We start from the raw sequence: 17,325 nt of genomic DNA on the forward strand, positions 1-17,325 counted from the left end.
GTGCAAGCGTGTTCAAAGATGTTTCAATTACCTAAATTTAAAATTGAAGCGTTGTTGCGCGGCATTGTTGCATTAGACGCCAATACGATGCAAAGAATCGCTGATGAGCTTGAAGTGAGTTCAGATTGGTTGTTTGGTGATGCGAAAGAGAAAGCGACACACCATTAAATAACTAAGGCCTGAATAATAACGACTCATCATTCAATACGCCTACGGTGGCAACACCGTGTGTCGCCAGCCAACGATTTACCTGTTTACGTTTGGTGTAAATGGGTAAATCATAAGACATCGCCGTTTTAAGTATCTTGTTTACCACTTTATCAGACAGAAAATACTCGGGATAATTTTTACGTAAGTACTTTTTCAGATTTTTACCTTTGTCTGATAACCAAAATCCACCACCAAGTGATGCGGAAATGCAAATTTTTTTAATGTCTCCAAAACGTGAAAAACTAATGAGTTTGTGTATCGAGCGTTTACGAATGTAATGAGTTGTATGATGACCAAAAAATTTGGTTTTGCTATAACGTTCGGCAACTAAGCCTTTGGGCTTAATGAACCAGCCCGAAGGATGGCGTTCGCTTTTCTTTTCCAGTACCCCACCAAAAAAAAACCAAGTTCCTGCATAACCAGAATTTCTACCCGTTGAGCAATACCAAGGGGTGTTATTAATGACGGTGATTAAGCGGTGAGTTCCATTTTTCCACAAATTTGCTGAAATCATGGTGTACGAATGAGATTTTGAACGCCGATCGAAAATTATCATCGAAAATCAGTCCAATTTAGGTTAGTTAACTGAATGTCGCCAGTTTTTTTAATATTTAATACGAATATTTCTGATGCATTTGTGGTCATTCCCGTCTGGCAGGAATGACCCACTCCCTGATGCTCTTTAAGTCATTCTTTTTATCAAGACAGTCTGTGATACGTGTTAAGCCCATGGTTGAATACATCAGTGAGGTTAGCAACGCTGGGGATTGTCGAGTTACCGGAGAAAAACGCCAACCCTGCTTGGATCCCGCGTGCAATGTTGGCACCGGCAGCCAATTGATTTAATGAATTAGGGGCAATTGCTTCAAACGTATGAATTGCAACATCCGGTAGATACTCTATTGCTGCAGCTTCTGGGTTATTAACGTATTGAAACATGACGAATGCAGCAACTAATGCATTATAACCTCGATAGACGGTGCTCCAGCTTAATAGGTTATACATACTTACAGGCTGTTGAGTCGCTTGTTGTTTTGCATAAGACATATCATTACTCCTTGTATTTATAGATTAAAAAATTGTCCTTTCGTGTGTCATTATAAAGTAAGTTGTAAGTTTTTAAATAAGTCTAGCTCCCTCCGTAGATGATGGGGGCTTTACTTCAGTGCTCGAAATCAGCTCATTTTGTCTCAAGCGAGCGACATGTTAATGACCTAGTTCGCTAATGAAAAACCCTTATATTTTTCCAAAAAATAAAGTTGAAGTTGAAAAAAAACTAGTTAAAATAATGACTTGCCGCTGGAAAACCTTAGTTAGAAAAGGAGGTAACATTTTCAGTAGCGCAAATCAATTCATGGATTAAATAAGCACTTAATCCCTTATTCATATTTCTTTATAAAAGGATTTAAAAATGCCTGGCTCAACCTCAAACATATTAGACCGCCTTCAAGCACGTGTACCGACCTCTTCTGCAGCCCATCGGAATGCGCAAAGAAGTAATGGAGGCTTATTAGTGACGCAAGGCACAGTACAAGCAGGGATGCAAATTACGAATACAATGAGCCCAATTCCTTTAATACCAATAGCTTTTGCACAGGTACTCAATTCCGGATATGCAGTAGCGCGTTCTGATACTCATCTTAATGAAAAATTGATTCAAGGGCTGCAGGCGATATTCTCGGCAGTGATCTTAGGGTTGGCAATCAGTTTGGTATTTCATGACGAGCAAATAGTGCAGCAAGTCATGTACTTATTTCAACTCCTCTACGGTTCATTATTCCTGGTTACATGGGGAGGCAGTGAAGTTTCTAAAGATCCCACTTCAACAACTGCAGCCAATGCAGTGGCTCCGCAGCTACTTAAATCCATAATCAAGAGACCTGTTGATGAAGATTTAGAAAAAGGTGAGAAAAGTGAGTTGGAAGACGAAGTTGATGCAAGTGATGAGGAAAACGTGCACGAGATGAAAAAAATGTCTAAGTCTTAATGATGGTATTTGGGGGAGGGGCATTCTGTTTAAGATAGCCCCTCAGAAGGTATGTTTTGGGACTATTTTACATTTGGTGAGAAGGTTGTTGATCCTCTCCAAGTTTGATACCGGTCAGTGTTTGTTGAAATATATCGAAATTATTGATTTTTGAACGGGTATTAATTATTGGGAACATAATATGTTGAAAAAAAGCCGCTCTTTTTTCAATTTCTTCAGCATAAATTTCGGCGACTAGTTCGGGCTCATTTCTAAATTCACCACAGCCCCAAGCTCCAAGTAGCACATTAGGTTGCTCTGCAAGAATTAATGTATCCAGTTGCGCTGCAATCCGTCGTCGCAAATCATCTTTATGTTGTTTGAGCACTATAGGTTCTTGTGATTGTGATTCAGCAAAGTGTTCTGGAGCCGCAGATCTTAATTCATAAAAGGGAAAAATATGTTGGTCTGGAAGAAATGCGAAACTTAATCCAGAATCCGCAACCATATTTGGGGCATATTCATCCATTGCTAATGGAAGTGACACGATTGGACCTCTAAAGCAAATTCTGGGCTCTTCACTGAAAAACGTTTTATTTGCGTCCGGTGAATAGGCTTCTTTACATCGTTTCTTTAGCATTTCAAGTTCCATTGGCAGCATTTTCTTTCTGCCTTCTACCAACTCTCTTCCTTCCGGAGTATAGAGGAATGTGTTTTCGTAATCCCTATCGCATATCACTATTTTATCCTTTAAGGATAGGGCACATGTGGTTCGGTGCCACATGTTTTCTTCTTGAGCACTTCCACCTTGCAATGCCGCCCCTCCAGGATAGAGCGAATTTGCCATGTTTAATACAGCATATAGTCTTCCATACTTTCGGGTTGCTTCTAGTGCTACATCACCCCAATCTTGATTTACCACCTCAACTTCAGAAGGAGGTTCTGCTTTGTTTGCTTTCCAATGATTTAGATTTGCTGTTGCCTGCTTTTTTAATTTTCTGAGTTTTACTGGGTCGGTTATTGTAGTTAATGTTTGGCCCATACTCTCATGACGCCAACTCTCTCCAGAAAGAGCGCCTCTGACTAGGCTTGGTTTTTGTGCTTCATACATATCCATAATAGCGGAAAACTCTGGATTGCTAGCAGTTTGCAGACCCCTTCTTCTAAAAAATTTTAGCAACATAATTCAAAATCCTTACTCTATTTGCACTCAATATATCATTTTTATTAAGTACTCTGATCTATACCTATTGCTTTAAATGAATAGGCAACAAAATTTGAGCACAGGGTTCTGCTGGAACCAATCTTACTCAAGCGCCACAAGAGCGCGATTCATAAATGAATCAATATGATTATATATTGATCATAGTGTATATGTTTTTTAATTCAAGAGAAACACTAGTCTTGTTAAGACAATAAACCATTCTTTCTCTTTTTAAGAGGGCATATACGAGAATCAGTGTTAAAAAAATCGTCGATATTGAGCTGAATTTATATTCCTTCAGCATTAAATAAGTTATATTAATGAAATCATTGAACAAGGAGAGTTTGTATGATGAAAAGCTGTGTAAAAAATATGATCGGAGTAGTTCTATTTTCTTTTTCAATTCATGCCTTTGCTGATGACACGATCAAAGTACAAGTCAAAACTGATGAGCAAACAGCAGCAGCTTTAGGTTTTATTGTGGATGGTAAAAAATCAGGTGCGCGTGGGAAATCCTATTCAGGCAAGGGACCTGCAAATAAGGTATATGTCTTTGGATACCGAAAAAATTCTGCATTTGGCAAGGATATTATGTGTGGTTCCCAAAAGTTGGCAAAAGACAGCACGGTGACCTTAGTAACTACAGGTGAGCATTGCACTATTCAAGTAGATTAAACGAAATCTAAAAGAATTGTTTGCAGGATGGACGTTTTCTCATATTTATCTGCTGAACTTAAAGAGCAGATAATCCTGCATCTGCAATCATCCGTTCGTAAATCAAAACCAAAACTGAACCTTGATGAATCTCCAAAACAATTTCTGAGTGCAGGGTTCGATTGAAACACGATGTTTGTCCTGGAAAAGAAAGCGTTGCGTTGTTGAGCTCCCACTGAAGTCCTGTTGAAGAAACAATTGCCGAGGGTATTCCCATTAACGAGATTTTTGTATGGATAGGTAATGCGCAATGCATACGGGAGTGTTCATTGAGAACAAAGCCACGCAGGGGCGGGGCATACAAAAGGCAGTTTGTTTCCATAAAGATATTAATATTATTCAAGATATGATCCAAATGCCCGCCATTTATTCCTACAATGATGGCGGGTAATAAATCATTCTCTTTTAAATAACTCATCGCTTTTTGAAAATCACTATAATTTTGATCTACTAAACGCAGAGAACGATGGTTTTCTAAAATGGCAGGCCGTACAGAGTCCAAATCCCCAGTGATTAATTGTGGGTGGACTCCACGTTCCAATAAGCTATTGGCTGCACCATCAGCTGCAATGACAGGCAAGTTCAGGCTAATGAAAAAAGAAGACTCAGGTAGATCGCCATTGAGGCAGAGAATCGATTGATAGCCTGTTAAATTAATTACATCGTGCATCATAATATCTTTTTAAAAGAATAAGCAGCAAACTGACAATCAAACCGACTACATTAGAACTGATTACAAAAAAGGAATCTGTATTGCTCCCATAAATAATCCATGCGACAGAGCAGATGAGGTAATTAATCAACATAATCATGGACAGATCTTGAGTCGATTTTGTTTTTAAGGATTTGACAATTTGTGGTAATAAACCAATAAATGAAGTAATAAACGCTATAAGACCTGAGAACATAACAATAGACACATTTTCCTCCGCTCAGACGAATGAGATCAGGTTCAAAGGGTTGGTTTATCCTCTCAGCCATAACCGGCACCCCTAATGTACAAATATTATTCTACCATGAAAGTGTTTCTTTGCCATAGGATAATTCAAAAAACAATAGTTGTTGTTTCCTGATCCCTTTTACCCATTGCGGCAAATTTGTTGCACAAAATGCTCGTCTAACTTATTCGTATGAGACCATCAATATGTTCAAGCAGACCCTGGCGCTTCATGTGCCAGCATCATATTGCTCACATTTCTTACAGTCCGCTGATAAAACACCACGCCACATTCGTTTTTTTATTGCGCAAAAAGCGAAGTTTTTTTATCTGTTCAAATGGTTTTCTTTTTAGCATAATGGGCGGCGGTGTCAGTTTGGTTTAAAAGTTTTTTATCTTCAAATTGTCATTAGAGTAAGTTATTGATCCTTAAAGATATGTTCCTTGAGGATGTTTTTTTCAGATAAGGAATGAAAATGAAAAGATTTGCTGTGTTAATCGCGGGATTGGCTCTAACTGGGTTGGCAGTGGCTGACAAACCTAAAGAAGAGGTACGTCATATTGTGACGCTCAATGGCCTGAAGCAAGGTGATGGACGGTATATTCGTACCGATGTTGTTGAAAATGGTAAATATAAGTTTGGCTATTATTTTTGTGGTACCCGTCATAGCGTAGTTTATGGCGATATTGTTTTTGCTGATGAGGTGAGTGAGAACTATCGCGTAGAGCGATCCCTGAAATTTTCAATTTGTCAGGATGAGACTTTAACTGATTGCCAGGAATTTGCATCGGACCAGTTTACTATTTTTAAGAATAAAGATGGTTATCTAGAGACCGACAGTCGCCCTATTGTGCCTCTTAGTATTGCATCAGTAAAAGATGCGTATAAAGCATGCGAACCTAATCCAGCAGAAAATAATCGGATGAAAAAAATAATTCATGCAGGCAGCGATTATCTGATTCGTCAAGGTTAATTGGATATAGCTTGGGGGAGGCGCAGTAACCTGGGTTTCTGAAATGAATGAACACTTTAATCCCTGCTTATGCCGCGCTTCCCCAACGCTACATAAAAACTTGTTAATAACTGCAGATTTTTTTGCAGCCCTAGAGCAAAAGCACAAAAATTTTACTATAATGCCCCGCTATTTTTTTATAAATTGAATATTATGTTGCAAACAAGAACCTCCATTGTATTTATTGGCTTATTAGCGGCTTTTTCTTTACTTACCTTTGATCTTTATCAACCTTCGTTGCCTTATCTCACCAATTTTTTTGATACAACACATGACTTAAGCCAATTAACCTTAAGTATTTATCTGTTTGTTTTTGGGGTTACTCAATTAGTCTGGGGACCACTCATCGATCATTTTGGGCGACGTCGTTTATTGCCTGCAAGCTTACTCATTGCAGTTCTTGCCAGCTTAATCTGCGCTTTCGCTCCGAATATTTTTGTGCTCATTCTCGGAAGGGCATTACAGGGGTTTGCCTTGTGCAGCGCTAATCTGATTGCGTTTTCAATCTCGCGAGACTTTGAAGATACGGTAGAGCGGGCCAAGGTTTTATCCTATGTGTCTATGATTGTTTCAATATCTCCCATTCTTGCTCCAGTATGTGGGTCGCTAATCTTTACCTATTGCAGTTGGCAAGCGAATTTTATGTTGATGGCTGTAATTGGCCTGGTGCTCTTGTTGCAAGCGCGCAAAGGATTATTTGAGTCACCATTTTGGACTCAACCCCAAGAACCTTTTAAGATAAAAAAGGTAATCAAAGCCTATCAAGACATCATTCCATCGCCTACGCTTTGGAGTGGTTCTTTTATTATGATGTTTAGCTTTGCTGCGGTCATGCTTTCCGTGATTAATTCATCCTACATTATTATTGATCAACTGGGTTTTTCACCCTTAATGTATGGCATTATCTTTATTATTAATGGATTAAATATTATTGTCGGGAATTACTTAGGCATTTGGCTGCGTAAGTATTTCAGTATGGCTGCCACCATTTATCTAGGTAGCTGGTTTATTATTAGCGGAGGTTTTGCGATGTTATTGTATGCAAACTTTGCTGAATTTGATTTATATGCTTTGTCTTTTGCATTAATTTGTAACTTAGGAATTAGTTTAACCGCACCGGCCACGATGTCGATTATGCTTGCAGACTATAAGGAAAATACTGGTCTCGCATTAGCCATAATTCATACCGTACGTATGTTTGGTTCATCTGTATTCACTATCATCAGTGCTTATTTACTGGTGCAAACACTTACGGCATTGCCTTTAGGCTTAATTGTTTGTGGACTCGGTGCTCTGTACAGCGCTTGGTATTTTAATCGCGTGACGATGAGTGACTCTGAGTTGGATGGGGCGGAAGCTGCTTAGTGCGTTAAGGTTCTAATATAAAAATTGGCAAAACGGGTAAACAGATTGTACACTTAAGGTGTTTAAAGGCTTATTCTTACTCAGGGACCTGACTTTATCAAGCATCATGGAGGATATAAATGAGAATATCGCGATCTGTTGTTGTTGGAGTTTCATTGCTCCTTTCATTAAATCAGGCTAATGCACAAGATCTTGATCCTAATGCGGACAGTAATAATATCACTAATTTTTCTCAATTAGTGAAAGCAGTTGAAAGTGGTGAAGATGTTCGAGGAATCATTCATTTTGATAACTGTGAAGCAACAGGACCACTTGCTACCCAAGCTATGAGACGATTAGAGGGGGCTACCACTCGTTTTAATTTCACCAACTATTTTCATGGTCAGGAAACTATTAATAACATATTGATAGATACGGTGACTACGTCTATGAAAATTTTTATACAAAACCCCTCAGGAGAATTCCTAACGTTATCAGGTCGTTTAAGTGTTTTTGACGATAATACAGTGACACTACACGTGAATTTTTTTGATCCCATTTTGCATAAGCAACAAATGGTAGTCGATTGGACTTGTAATTTTAATAAGGACGACGGTAAAAATGGTTTGGTGTTGTTTAACTCTTAGAGTGAACTACGAAATAAATAAATTGCCCCTCCTATTTTCCGTTCTTTGCTGTGGTGTACTTCGGTATGCACAGCGAAGAGTGGTCTTCTCATATTAGTATTTTAAGCCTATATTAGCTCTACGACTTACCAGAGCTAATTCTTAGAATTTAATACCGTATCTATGGTATCATTTTGTTTTAATAAACAATGATTGTGCACAATGAAAATAAAAGTTTTTTTTTATAGTTTGTTTCTATTAATGAATCTTGACGCAGTCGCTGCACCTCGTTTTATGCCGGCTGAACCGTCGTCTGCAACCCGTTATGAAATCAATGGGCCTGCTTTATGTGCTACCGCCAAAGAGACTTTGGCTTATTTAAATAAAGGCAGCCATTATGATCCTCGGGTTATTCATGAAGGCAAAGTGTTTAAAATCCCTCTTGTGCGAGTCAAAGCAACCTTAATATTTATTTGCCAACACCAAAACGAAATGAATAATCCTGCTTTTGTTAAAGCACACTTTGATTTTATGCGTTGGTATCCTGATCAAGAACAAGCGAAGCCACTGAGTATGCAAAAACCGCTTCTTGCGCATTTACCCAAAGATAAGATTTTAATGACTAAGTATTATGTTCATCGTGCTAAGGCATCAACTACACGCAACGCGGTTTATCCCTTTGCCCTTTATGGTCTTCCTAAGGATGAAGAATTACTGACTTTGGAGGAGGCAGAGGCTAAGCCTGGACTGATACGTTTCCAATATGGCAAGCAGGCTATTTTAAAAGGCGCATTAGCGAATAAAAATGTACCTGCTTTGGGTTATTTCAATCGAGAAGACATCGAAGCAGCATTAATGCAAGGTACCGTTGTTGCTGATTTTGGCTTGAACCATCCAACAAAAACCTTTAATGTGCATCGTTGTAATAACATTGCATATGACAAAGCCAAAAATCCCTATCAGCAAGAGCGTTATTGGTATTTTAAACCAGTAGCAGGCATCAAAGGCTATGGAAAAGATGCAGATCATAAAATTACTGTGAATACAGAAGTTACTTTTGCCGCTGATCTTACGCAGTTTGGTTTAGGTAAATTATTGATGGTGCAATACCCTAATCGTTCAGGAAACATGGTGACACGAGCTGGCATTTTTGCTGACACCGGAGGCGCATTTGAAAATAATTTGTATCAAGTTGACTTTTTAGCGGGCAGTTATGCTGGGAGAAAAGCGTTTGCGCAGGCAACCCATCATTTGCCAGATTATGTAACAGCATACTTTATGGTATTAAAAGAATAATATGAAAACTCTTCTACTTTGCTCATTTTTTATAAGTTCGCTGGTACATGCCTTTTCTTGTAATGACGCGCAAAAAATTCATAAAGCACCGATTCAATTTGATCTCCAACGTGTTGTGTTAACACGTCAGTATCAATTAACTCATTATGGAATCGATTCGAAGTCCATTGAAATTGAACCGAAAATGATTGTTTTGCATTGGACATGTATCCCTACGTTCAAAGCAACTTTTCGTGTATTTAATCCACCAATATTCCCCAAAAACTCACCGCGCATTAAAGAGTTGCCTGGTGACTTGAACGTCTCTACCCATTTTGTAGTAGATCGAGATGGAAGCATCTATCAACTTATGCCGGATCATTGGATGGCTCGGCATGTTATAGGCTTGAACCATTATGCTATTGGTATTGAAAATGTAGGTGGGATTGATAGCAAAGATGATCTCACCGAAGCACAGACAAAAGCAAACGCATTTTTAGTCTGTTATCTCAAAAAGAAATATCCGGAAATAAAATATGTTATTGGCCACAATGAATATTTAAATTTCAAAAATACGCCTCTTTGGCTCGAAAAGGATCCCAATTACCAAACGGATAAAGATGATCCAGGCCCCGATTTTCTTAGGCGAGTTATGAAGTTAGTACGTGGCAGCCAAGGCTGGCATCAACATCCAGAGCATCGACTTCAGGTTGCTGGCAGGAAATATCATGAGCAAGAAACCAGCGAAATCAATGCTTTTTTTAGCTCTATAGGGCTATGAGCAACTACGCTTAGTATATAATAAAGTTTAAAGACGCAGTGCAAATAATAGTGCTGAACCTAAATGATCTGATTCAATTCATGGAGTGAATATGTCTGATAAGTTATTGGATGTACTGGTAGTTGGCGCCGGCCCCGTCGGTTTATTTTGCGCAAATGAACTAACCCGCCAAGGTTTGAGTTGCCGGATCATTGATAAAAAGTCGACGCTCAGTGACAAGTCTAAAGCGTTGGCCATTCATATTCGTACACTTGATCTGCTTAGGGATTGTGGTTTTCTTGATGAAATACTCATTGAGGGACAAAAAGTAGACGGAGTTATGTTTAAGTCTAAGGGAAAAGAGTTAATTCATGCAACGTATGCCAATGTTGAAGCAGATTATCATTTTGTTATTGATCTCCCTCAAAGTAAAACGGAACATATTTTCTATCAAGGATTAGCTGATAGAGGTTTGCAGGTTGAATGGCAAACTGAACTGATGGAAAGCGAACAATCAGCAACCCATATGGTATCTACTTTAAAGCATGTTGATGGCAGTATGGAACAGGTTCAATCGCAGTGGATTATTGCTTGCGATGGTTCACACAGTACCCTAAGAAAATTAGTGAATGCAGAGTTTATAGGCTCTTCCTTCAAACAAACTTGGTGGCTTGCTGATTTGCTTATTGATTGGGAGCTGCCAGAGAATAAATTTATAATCTATGTGAGTGCCGAAGGGCCACTAGCCTGTTTTCCAATGGGAGAGAAACGTTATCGTTTGGTCATGACTGCCCCAGAAAAAATCATGCATCAAGAACCTTCAATCGAAGACATTACAAGGGCTTTTAAGGCGCGTTGTACGGATTCAGCAACCCTACGTGATCCTATTTGGATTAGCCAATTTGGTATTGATCACAAGCAAATTCAAAACTATCGTTACGGACGCGTATTTTTTGCTGGTGATTCAGCGCATGTTCATAGTCCTATGGGTGGGCAAGGTTTAAATACGGGGTTGCAAGATATCTATAATTTGGCCTGGAAATTAGCGCTGGTGCAAAAAGGACTGGCAACCGATGCATTGCTTGATAGTTATCATTGCGAACGTCATCCCATTGCTGCAGAGGTATTAAAAAATACGGGAGCAATGACTCGTTTGATGATGATGAGTAATCCGTCGATGATTTCTCTGCGTAACTTCTTTTTACGCATAGCCATGTCGTTCGATTCGATTAAAAATTTTGTCATGTATAATTTGGCCGAGTTGTCAGTAAGCTATGCCAAAAGTCCAATAGTTAAAGTACTCGGCGAAAAGACAAAGTTTCATGTTGGTGAGCTTCTTATGAACTTCCCTTTACTTGATGCGCAAACTAAAGAAAAAAGAGAGCTGCAGCAAGTGACGCAAGGAACGCTACATCATTTATTGTTGTTTGTGGGACTTGCTGATAATAACGCTCTGTCCGCTTTCGCTGAACTTGCTGCAACTGTTACGCAGCAATTTAAGGGGCTAATAAAAACTCATATTATCCTTCCGCATTCGGGAATGAATATAGCTGACAAAGGGATTTCAATATTGATTGATGAACATCAAAAGATGTACCAGCGCTTTAAAATCAGTCAACCTACCGTGGTGTTGATTCGGCCTGATAAATATATTGGTTTAACCCAGATGCCAGTGAATAAAGAAGAGTTAATGGAGTATTTGGAACATACCTACTTCCTTACGAGTTCTAAAATTTGATGCAAGATAGCCAGCATGATAAGTAAATAAAATAAGCCTTGATGGTTTTTTTGTGACTCTGTATGATTTGCAGCCATATTTTATAGGATTTAGGATTTTTTTAATGGTCGCAACTTCCAAACAGATAAAAATTGAAAAGGAGAAAAAAAAACACGCTTTGCAGGTCGCAGAAGCACTTACAAAACAAATCAAATCTGGAGAAGCGACAGGAGTTTTATCTGGGATTACAGATAATATTATTAAATTTGCTTTAAAAGCATCTGAATATATTGTGCAGTTTCAAGAGACTATGCCCATAGGCAACAAGAATGTCCCGATAAAGTTATTGGGTGGTTCTGCAATCCCTATTTATTCGATAACGTATAAAGATGTACCTGTTGTTTTCCGGGTTATTTCTGAACATGATATTGATTTTCCTGCATATATCAGAGCGCGCAAACATAACGTGTTAAACAAGCACTTCCCTGAACAATATGCGCTGGAAGAGTTCATGCATAGAAGCCAAAAATATTATTTAGAGGTTGTGGAATATTGTGGACGACAGGATTTGCGAGTAGTAAACAACGATTTTGTCAGTCGTATACAGTATGTTAGAAATATGTTGCAAATAATGGCTGATCTGCGTGCCGCAGGTTTTTGTTTTACAGACTTTAAACCCGGCAATTTTGTGATTGCTGATGATGGTCGTTTGGTTCTTTCAGACGTGAAATCTTTGCGAGACGTAACTGGAAAAGATGCGATTCCAGTAAATGAGCTGAGTAATAATATTTCTGTAGGGTATCAATTCTTGCTTGATTCGGTGAGTAATAACCCCGGCTCAAAACCCATGGTTTCTATACAGGAAATTGAGTACGAATCCCGTTATAGTTTGGGGATAAGTATTTATGAAGTGCTTACCGGTCATTTTATTGTATCAGAACATATGAAGGCACAGGCTGCAATCAAAGACTTAGTCAATAAACCAGAAACGGATGCAGACGAGCGCCCCTTCTCTTCTTTTTTGCAACAGCAGGCAACCACAGGCTTAGGTGAAACTCTTGAACGAATGCAAAAAGAGGACTTAAGTGAACATATGAATTTAGAGCATGAAGTGTTTCAAAGTCCTGTAGGTTTTGCTTTAAAAGAGATCATTCTCTCATTGACAAGTAAAACAAAGACACAACGAATGGAGGCGCAAGAGGCATTGACTCGTTTGGATCTTGCGATTGGTTTTACTCAGACCTCATCAGCACCGTCTTCTACTGAGGATGATCAAAGTGTGGAGGTATCATCTTCTAATTCTCCTGGAGCTGTGAAAACCCCTGAGTCGAAGAAAATCGTGAAACAATATTCTCAAGCGGAGCTCCCCACAATGTTTAAGAGAGCCTCATCGGCTCCTGCACCGGAAAGGGAAGCACCAGGTACGCCAACTGTCAGCGACAAAGTAGATAAATTTAAGCGGTCGGGTAGTTTTTTGAGTAAGATTTTTAGCTCCCCAAAGAAGGAAAAGGCAAAGCCTGTGATGGAAGCAGAAAACCCGGCGCCATAGAAGATTATCTCATGAATTACTGAGTTCTGATTATTGGTTTTTGTTGACTAACAAGCCATTAAAAAAACAGGTTTTCAGTAATTCTTAAGAATTTATTTTATCCAAGCGTTTGACGATGCATGCCGTGGCGAGCATAAGTTGATCGATTTGGATTAATAATGATTAATTTATTGCCTAAGGTGCACAAAAGATTGTAATCAATTTAAAAATAGAATAAAAATTTGCTTAATGATTGTATGGCTTATTGCTTGACAGTAAAAATTAGTCAAAAATGCGGTAAAAGAAAATTAAATACCTTATCAAGGTCACCAAACCTTCCTAACAAACTATGGACTGTTGCATGCTGATAGGGAAATTTCTAATGTACGTTTATCATACACTTTGAAATATGCAGTAATGAATGCTTTACTGATTAGGCGCGCGTGAGCGATTACCTTATTATTGATGCTAAAAAATTGAATAAAAATAATGAGAAATGGATTAAATATCATATGAAAAAATTACTGGCGCAGCATACCAATACTCTAAGTATAAAAAGTACTGTAATGTGTTGGTTTTTGGGTTTTGTATTTTCAGTAAATGGTTTTGCTGCTCCGAGTGATGCGGAGCTGATTAGGAAGCTAAATGTTATTGAAAAAAAATCAAATACAATCATGGGGATTACTGCCATTTATATAGAGAAAAATAAGGTGATTGCACATAACAGCAATCAACGCTTTTTCATGGCAAGTACCATCAAATTACCGATCGCGATGGCTTTTTTACATCGAGTCGATGAGAAAAAAGACTCTTTGAATCGTGTGATTAAAATGGATGCGCGTAATTCGGTTCCTGGATCTGGAGCACTGCATTATTTATTCGAAAAGAAAAAACTGAATATTTCTTTAAAACAAATACTGATGCATACACTTAAGAACAGTGATAATAGTGCGAGTGATGCATTATTGCAGGCAGCAAATGGTCCTAAATATGTTGCACAACGCATGAGTGCGTTGGGATTCAATAATATTTTTATTAATCGCTCGATTATGGAAATGTTTGTGGATACAAATCATGTGGATCGTACCTTTTTAAAAAAACGCCAGCCGGTATATTCCTGGCAAAAAATATCGAATCGTGTGCCCCTGCGAGAAAAGCAGAAAGCCTGGCAACGTTTTGAAAATGACACTCGCGATACCACGACTCCGAATGATATGGCGAAATTGCTGGTGAAATTATATAAAAAGCAGGCACTTTCAGAATCAAGTACCAATCTTCTTATGAAGATCATGGAGCAATGCCGAACTGGTCGCAGCAGGATAAGAGGGTTATTACCTCCCAGTGTTAAAGTAGCTCATAAAACTGGAACGTGGTCCATTTATGAGCGAGATTATTTAAGATATCCTGGTTCTAAAAAACTGTATCGTTTCGTGAGTGACGTTGGCATTATTACGTTACCCAATAATAAAGGCCATATTGCGATTGCAGTATATGTTAAATCGAAATCAGCCAGTGATTACCCCCGCAGTCATGCCATAGCTCTTGCGAGCCGTGCTATTTATGATCATTTTATGAAGTCATAATCTTTACAACATAGCCTGGGTGCAGCGTGGCGGTACCCGGGTTAAAAAGAAGTTATTCTATCCCGAGCTACGCTGCATCCAGACTACACGCTGCACATTGTCCCCATTTTCATACATGGCCTAGAAAAGTTGCATTATTTCGTATACTCTGTAAAAAAAATTAACTTTAAATACAAGGAGGTTGGAATGCGTCGTTGTTTGATTTTGTTTTTTAGTGCACTCATCAATTGTTGCATGAGTTTTGGTTTATACGCACAATTGCCTTGCTATTATCAGGAGCTATCTGCTGAAGAAAAGCGTGATTTATTATGGAGTGAAATTACTTTAAGCCACGAAGAAGATCCCTTGCCAGTACTTACTGGTAATAGTTTTAATGAAGTGCTCGAAAAACTAAAAGGATTGTTTAACTTAAACCCTACATTTGATTCTGCCAGTGATGAAATTCCTACCGGACGAGTAAAAATTATTCATGCCAATGGTTCAGTAGGTAAAATCGCTCTAGTTCCTGCCGCCGATCATCCTTTCACTGGTATTTATCAAACCGGAGGTGTAGGGGTTGCACGTCTTTCGTTAGCAACGCCTCCCGCTGATGATAATTATATTCCTGGCATGGCGATTAAATTTTTAATCGCAGAACATGCTTCTGTAAATTTGCAGGTGATGAATTTGCTTGAGGGACAAAAAGACAATTGGAATTATTTTGCAAAAGATTTTTCGAACCAAATACCTCATGCGACAAATTGGACCTTGAAGGCAATTGAGAAAATATTTGAATGGACTCGTGACCCTGCCAATAATCTTCCTTTGTGGCATTTGGCTGCTTGGACGAGTGAAGGACGAGTGACGGGGATCCCTGTCTTTCCTGAACGGATCTATTTTAGACCAACGAGTTTGGTTAAGGATTTGATCCCTGAAAACTCACGAGAAGATTTTAGAGTGTCGCTCGCAGCGATACCTATGGGACCAATCTATGAAGTGTACGGAGAATATCAAGGTACAGAGTACCATATAGGTACCTTAATGTTGGAGAGTGCTTTGCTGGCTTCAAATTATGGCGATAAGAAATTATTTTTCCAACATCAAAGATAACTTGTAGTCCACGTATACGTTTATGTAGATATGATAGGTTGAGCCAAGGGCCAGCCTATCATATTATTCGGCGTGTGTTTAAAAATTAAACAGCGCTCGTTCCTCTTGTCCTTCCGATGCCAGAATCAATTCTCTTGAGCAGGGCTTAGTTGTTGGTTCTTGCAATGCAACAAATGGAGTTGGCGTTGGCAATATTGATTTTCCCAAAAGGGCTAATTTTTTTATGCTGCCATTGATTTCATTATCTTGAATCTTCTTTATGGGGTTCAGTTTGCTTTGCTTATTGAATGCTAGGTCGTGCTCATCTGAATCGAACACTTTATATCTTAAAACATCACGAAGATAGGATTCTGAAGTTGTTTTATCTACGGCATTATTTTTATTTTCCGTGATAAAGCGAAATGCTTTGTCTATCCGTTCATTTTCAGTTTTTCGTGGTTCTTTGCCGCAAGGAGTATCTAAATTATAAATGTGCGGTAGGAGACTTTGAAAGCCATCATGCCCATGCACATAAGTAATATTATAGCCATTGTGTGTTGTGGGTCTTGCTGATTCTGTTTCTTTAATTGCATCCCAACGATTCCAAAATAGATAAATTAAAGGCCATGTTGCACGCTCTTGTTCTGACATATTGGTTCGGTCATGAATCGTGTCAGTATGAAACAGTGAGTGTGTGCTGTTGTTTTCAACATAGGTTTGAAACTGATGATTAATCTGTTCAATGGTTGCTGCTAAAGCTTCTGCGGTGGAGTCGTCATAAGGTACCCCAAGATTCGCTGCCATCAGTTGAATGCTATCGAAGCGAATTGGTGCATGACTAAATAAAGTAATGCCCTGTTCACTGAGCGTGTAATCTAGTACCTTTAAAGTGGGTTTATAGGTTTCATTGATTAAGTGGGTTAATTCCTCGGAGTTAATAATGTCATGTTCGAGTAACAGCTTAAGCCCCCAAAAAGAAGGGATTTGTACATCACCAATGTAACCCGGAGGGGCAAAAGCATGTCCGGCCATGAATTGTTCAAACGCATAAATAAACTCACTGCCATGGTTTGATATGAGAATGTTTAAGGGACAATGATTTCGACGTAGCAGATTAAGAATTCGTACTGTGAAATAATCACAATTTCCGCGATCGGCTATTTCATCACCAATAAGCCGAATGAGTGTTTGATTGTCGCGTACTCCTATTTGCGACATGAATTGGTTAAATTGACTCACAGAGCGAGACAGTTTTTCTTTGGGCTCAGCGAGTTTTTGTTTTAACTTCCTGTGCTCCTCTTCTGCCGCCTGTAGTTTTAAAAGTGTTTGTTCCCGTGATATAGGCGCGGTTTTTTGGACGAAAAAAGGTAATTTTTAAGA

17 protein-coding genes and 1 riboswitch are annotated in these 17,325 nt (G+C 38.8%); of the genes, 11 read left to right on the top strand and 6 right to left on the bottom strand.

Annotated elements, in window-relative coordinates; all coding sequences use genetic code 11:
• Positions 1 to 172: 172 nt before the first annotated feature.
• Positions 173 to 766, bottom strand: coding sequence for a hypothetical protein (locus tag BGO44_RS06160; RefSeq protein ID WP_273201326.1), 594 nt, complete (start codon positions 764 to 766; stop codon positions 173 to 175).
• A gap of 143 nt (positions 767 to 909) precedes the next feature.
• The gene (locus BGO44_RS06165) at positions 910 to 1,257 is read right to left on the bottom strand and encodes a hypothetical protein (RefSeq protein ID WP_273201328.1); all 348 of its coding nucleotides are present in this window, start codon (positions 1,255 to 1,257) and stop codon (positions 910 to 912) included.
• Between the two features lie 364 nt (positions 1,258 to 1,621).
• On the opposite strand from BGO44_RS06165, the gene BGO44_RS06170 reads away from it, so the two are divergent.
• A complete protein-coding gene (locus BGO44_RS06170; RefSeq protein WP_273201329.1) occupies positions 1,622 to 2,197 on the top strand; it encodes a hypothetical protein in 576 nt (191 codons plus the stop codon).
• Positions 2,198 to 2,264: 67 nt separating this feature from the next.
• Here the strand turns inward: BGO44_RS06170 and BGO44_RS06175 are convergent, their stop codons facing one another.
• A complete protein-coding gene (locus BGO44_RS06175) occupies positions 2,265 to 3,359 on the bottom strand; it encodes a poly(ADP-ribose) glycohydrolase domain-containing protein (protein ID WP_273201332.1) in 1,095 nt (364 codons plus the stop codon).
• A 369-nt stretch (positions 3,360 to 3,728) separates the two neighbouring features.
• Here BGO44_RS06175 and BGO44_RS06180 point away from each other — a divergent pair, with 369 nt between their 5' ends.
• The gene (locus BGO44_RS06180; protein WP_058509219.1) at positions 3,729 to 4,055 is read left to right on the top strand and encodes a hypothetical protein; all 327 of its coding nucleotides are present in this window, start codon (positions 3,729 to 3,731) and stop codon (positions 4,053 to 4,055) included.
• A gap of 58 nt (positions 4,056 to 4,113) precedes the next feature.
• Here the strand turns inward: BGO44_RS06180 and BGO44_RS06185 are convergent, their stop codons facing one another.
• Complete coding sequence (locus BGO44_RS06185; protein WP_058509220.1) at positions 4,114 to 4,764, bottom strand: thiamine diphosphokinase; 651 nt, start codon at positions 4,762 to 4,764, stop codon at positions 4,114 to 4,116.
• Positions 4,748 to 5,014 carry a SemiSWEET family sugar transporter gene (locus BGO44_RS06190; protein ID WP_058509221.1) on the bottom strand — a complete coding sequence of 89 codons (267 nt, stop codon included), beginning with the start codon at positions 5,012 to 5,014 and terminating at the stop codon, positions 4,748 to 4,750. The genes BGO44_RS06185 and BGO44_RS06190 overlap by 17 nt, the downstream gene beginning before the upstream one ends.
• Positions 5,001 to 5,098, bottom strand: a riboswitch (TPP riboswitch). (Overlaps the previous gene by 14 nt.)
• A gap of 409 nt (positions 5,099 to 5,507) precedes the next feature.
• On the opposite strand from BGO44_RS06190, the gene BGO44_RS06195 reads away from it, so the two are divergent.
• The 9 genes from BGO44_RS06195 (at position 5,508) to BGO44_RS06235 (ending at position 15,966) form a co-directional block, all read left to right on the top strand.
• Entirely contained in the window at positions 5,508 to 6,005 is a 498-nt protein-coding gene (locus tag BGO44_RS06195) for a hypothetical protein (RefSeq protein WP_058509223.1), read from the top strand.
• Positions 6,006 to 6,197: 192 nt separating this feature from the next.
• Complete coding sequence (locus BGO44_RS06200; RefSeq protein WP_273201339.1) at positions 6,198 to 7,409, top strand: multidrug effflux MFS transporter; 1,212 nt, start codon at positions 6,198 to 6,200, stop codon at positions 7,407 to 7,409.
• 119 nt (positions 7,410 to 7,528) lie between these two features.
• Complete coding sequence (locus tag BGO44_RS06205) at positions 7,529 to 8,035, top strand: VirK family protein (protein ID WP_058509225.1); 507 nt, start codon at positions 7,529 to 7,531, stop codon at positions 8,033 to 8,035.
• A 201-nt stretch (positions 8,036 to 8,236) separates the two neighbouring features.
• Positions 8,237 to 9,310, top strand: a complete 1,074-nt coding sequence (locus BGO44_RS06210; protein ID WP_058509226.1) for a hypothetical protein — start codon at positions 8,237 to 8,239, stop codon at positions 9,308 to 9,310.
• 1 nt (position 9,311) lies between these two features.
• Positions 9,312 to 10,070: an N-acetylmuramoyl-L-alanine amidase gene (locus BGO44_RS06215; protein WP_273201341.1), complete on the top strand. Its 759-nt coding sequence runs from the start codon at positions 9,312 to 9,314 to the stop codon at positions 10,068 to 10,070.
• 91 nt (positions 10,071 to 10,161) lie between these two features.
• A complete protein-coding gene (locus BGO44_RS06220) occupies positions 10,162 to 11,787 on the top strand; it encodes an FAD-dependent monooxygenase (protein ID WP_273201343.1) in 1,626 nt (541 codons plus the stop codon).
• A 103-nt stretch (positions 11,788 to 11,890) separates the two neighbouring features.
• Positions 11,891 to 13,315: a protein kinase family protein gene (locus tag BGO44_RS06225; RefSeq protein ID WP_273201346.1), complete on the top strand. Its 1,425-nt coding sequence runs from the start codon at positions 11,891 to 11,893 to the stop codon at positions 13,313 to 13,315.
• 491 nt (positions 13,316 to 13,806) lie between these two features.
• A complete protein-coding gene (gene bla, locus BGO44_RS06230) occupies positions 13,807 to 14,877 on the top strand; it encodes a class A beta-lactamase (RefSeq protein ID WP_058509296.1) in 1,071 nt (356 codons plus the stop codon).
• Positions 14,878 to 15,063: 186 nt separating this feature from the next.
• Complete coding sequence (locus BGO44_RS06235) at positions 15,064 to 15,966, top strand: hypothetical protein (protein ID WP_058509229.1); 903 nt, start codon at positions 15,064 to 15,066, stop codon at positions 15,964 to 15,966.
• 78 nt (positions 15,967 to 16,044) lie between these two features.
• On the opposite strand, the gene wip is transcribed toward BGO44_RS06235, so the two are convergent.
• The gene (gene wip, locus BGO44_RS06240; RefSeq protein WP_333663480.1) at positions 16,045 to 17,286 is read right to left on the bottom strand and encodes a Dot/Icm T4SS effector Wip; all 1,242 of its coding nucleotides are present in this window, start codon (positions 17,284 to 17,286) and stop codon (positions 16,045 to 16,047) included.
• Positions 17,287 to 17,325: the final 39 nt, after the last annotated feature.

The organism is Legionella sp. 39-23, from assembly GCF_001897665.1.
In the GTDB taxonomy this organism is placed as follows: domain Bacteria; phylum Pseudomonadota; class Gammaproteobacteria; order Legionellales; family Legionellaceae; genus Legionella; species Legionella steelei.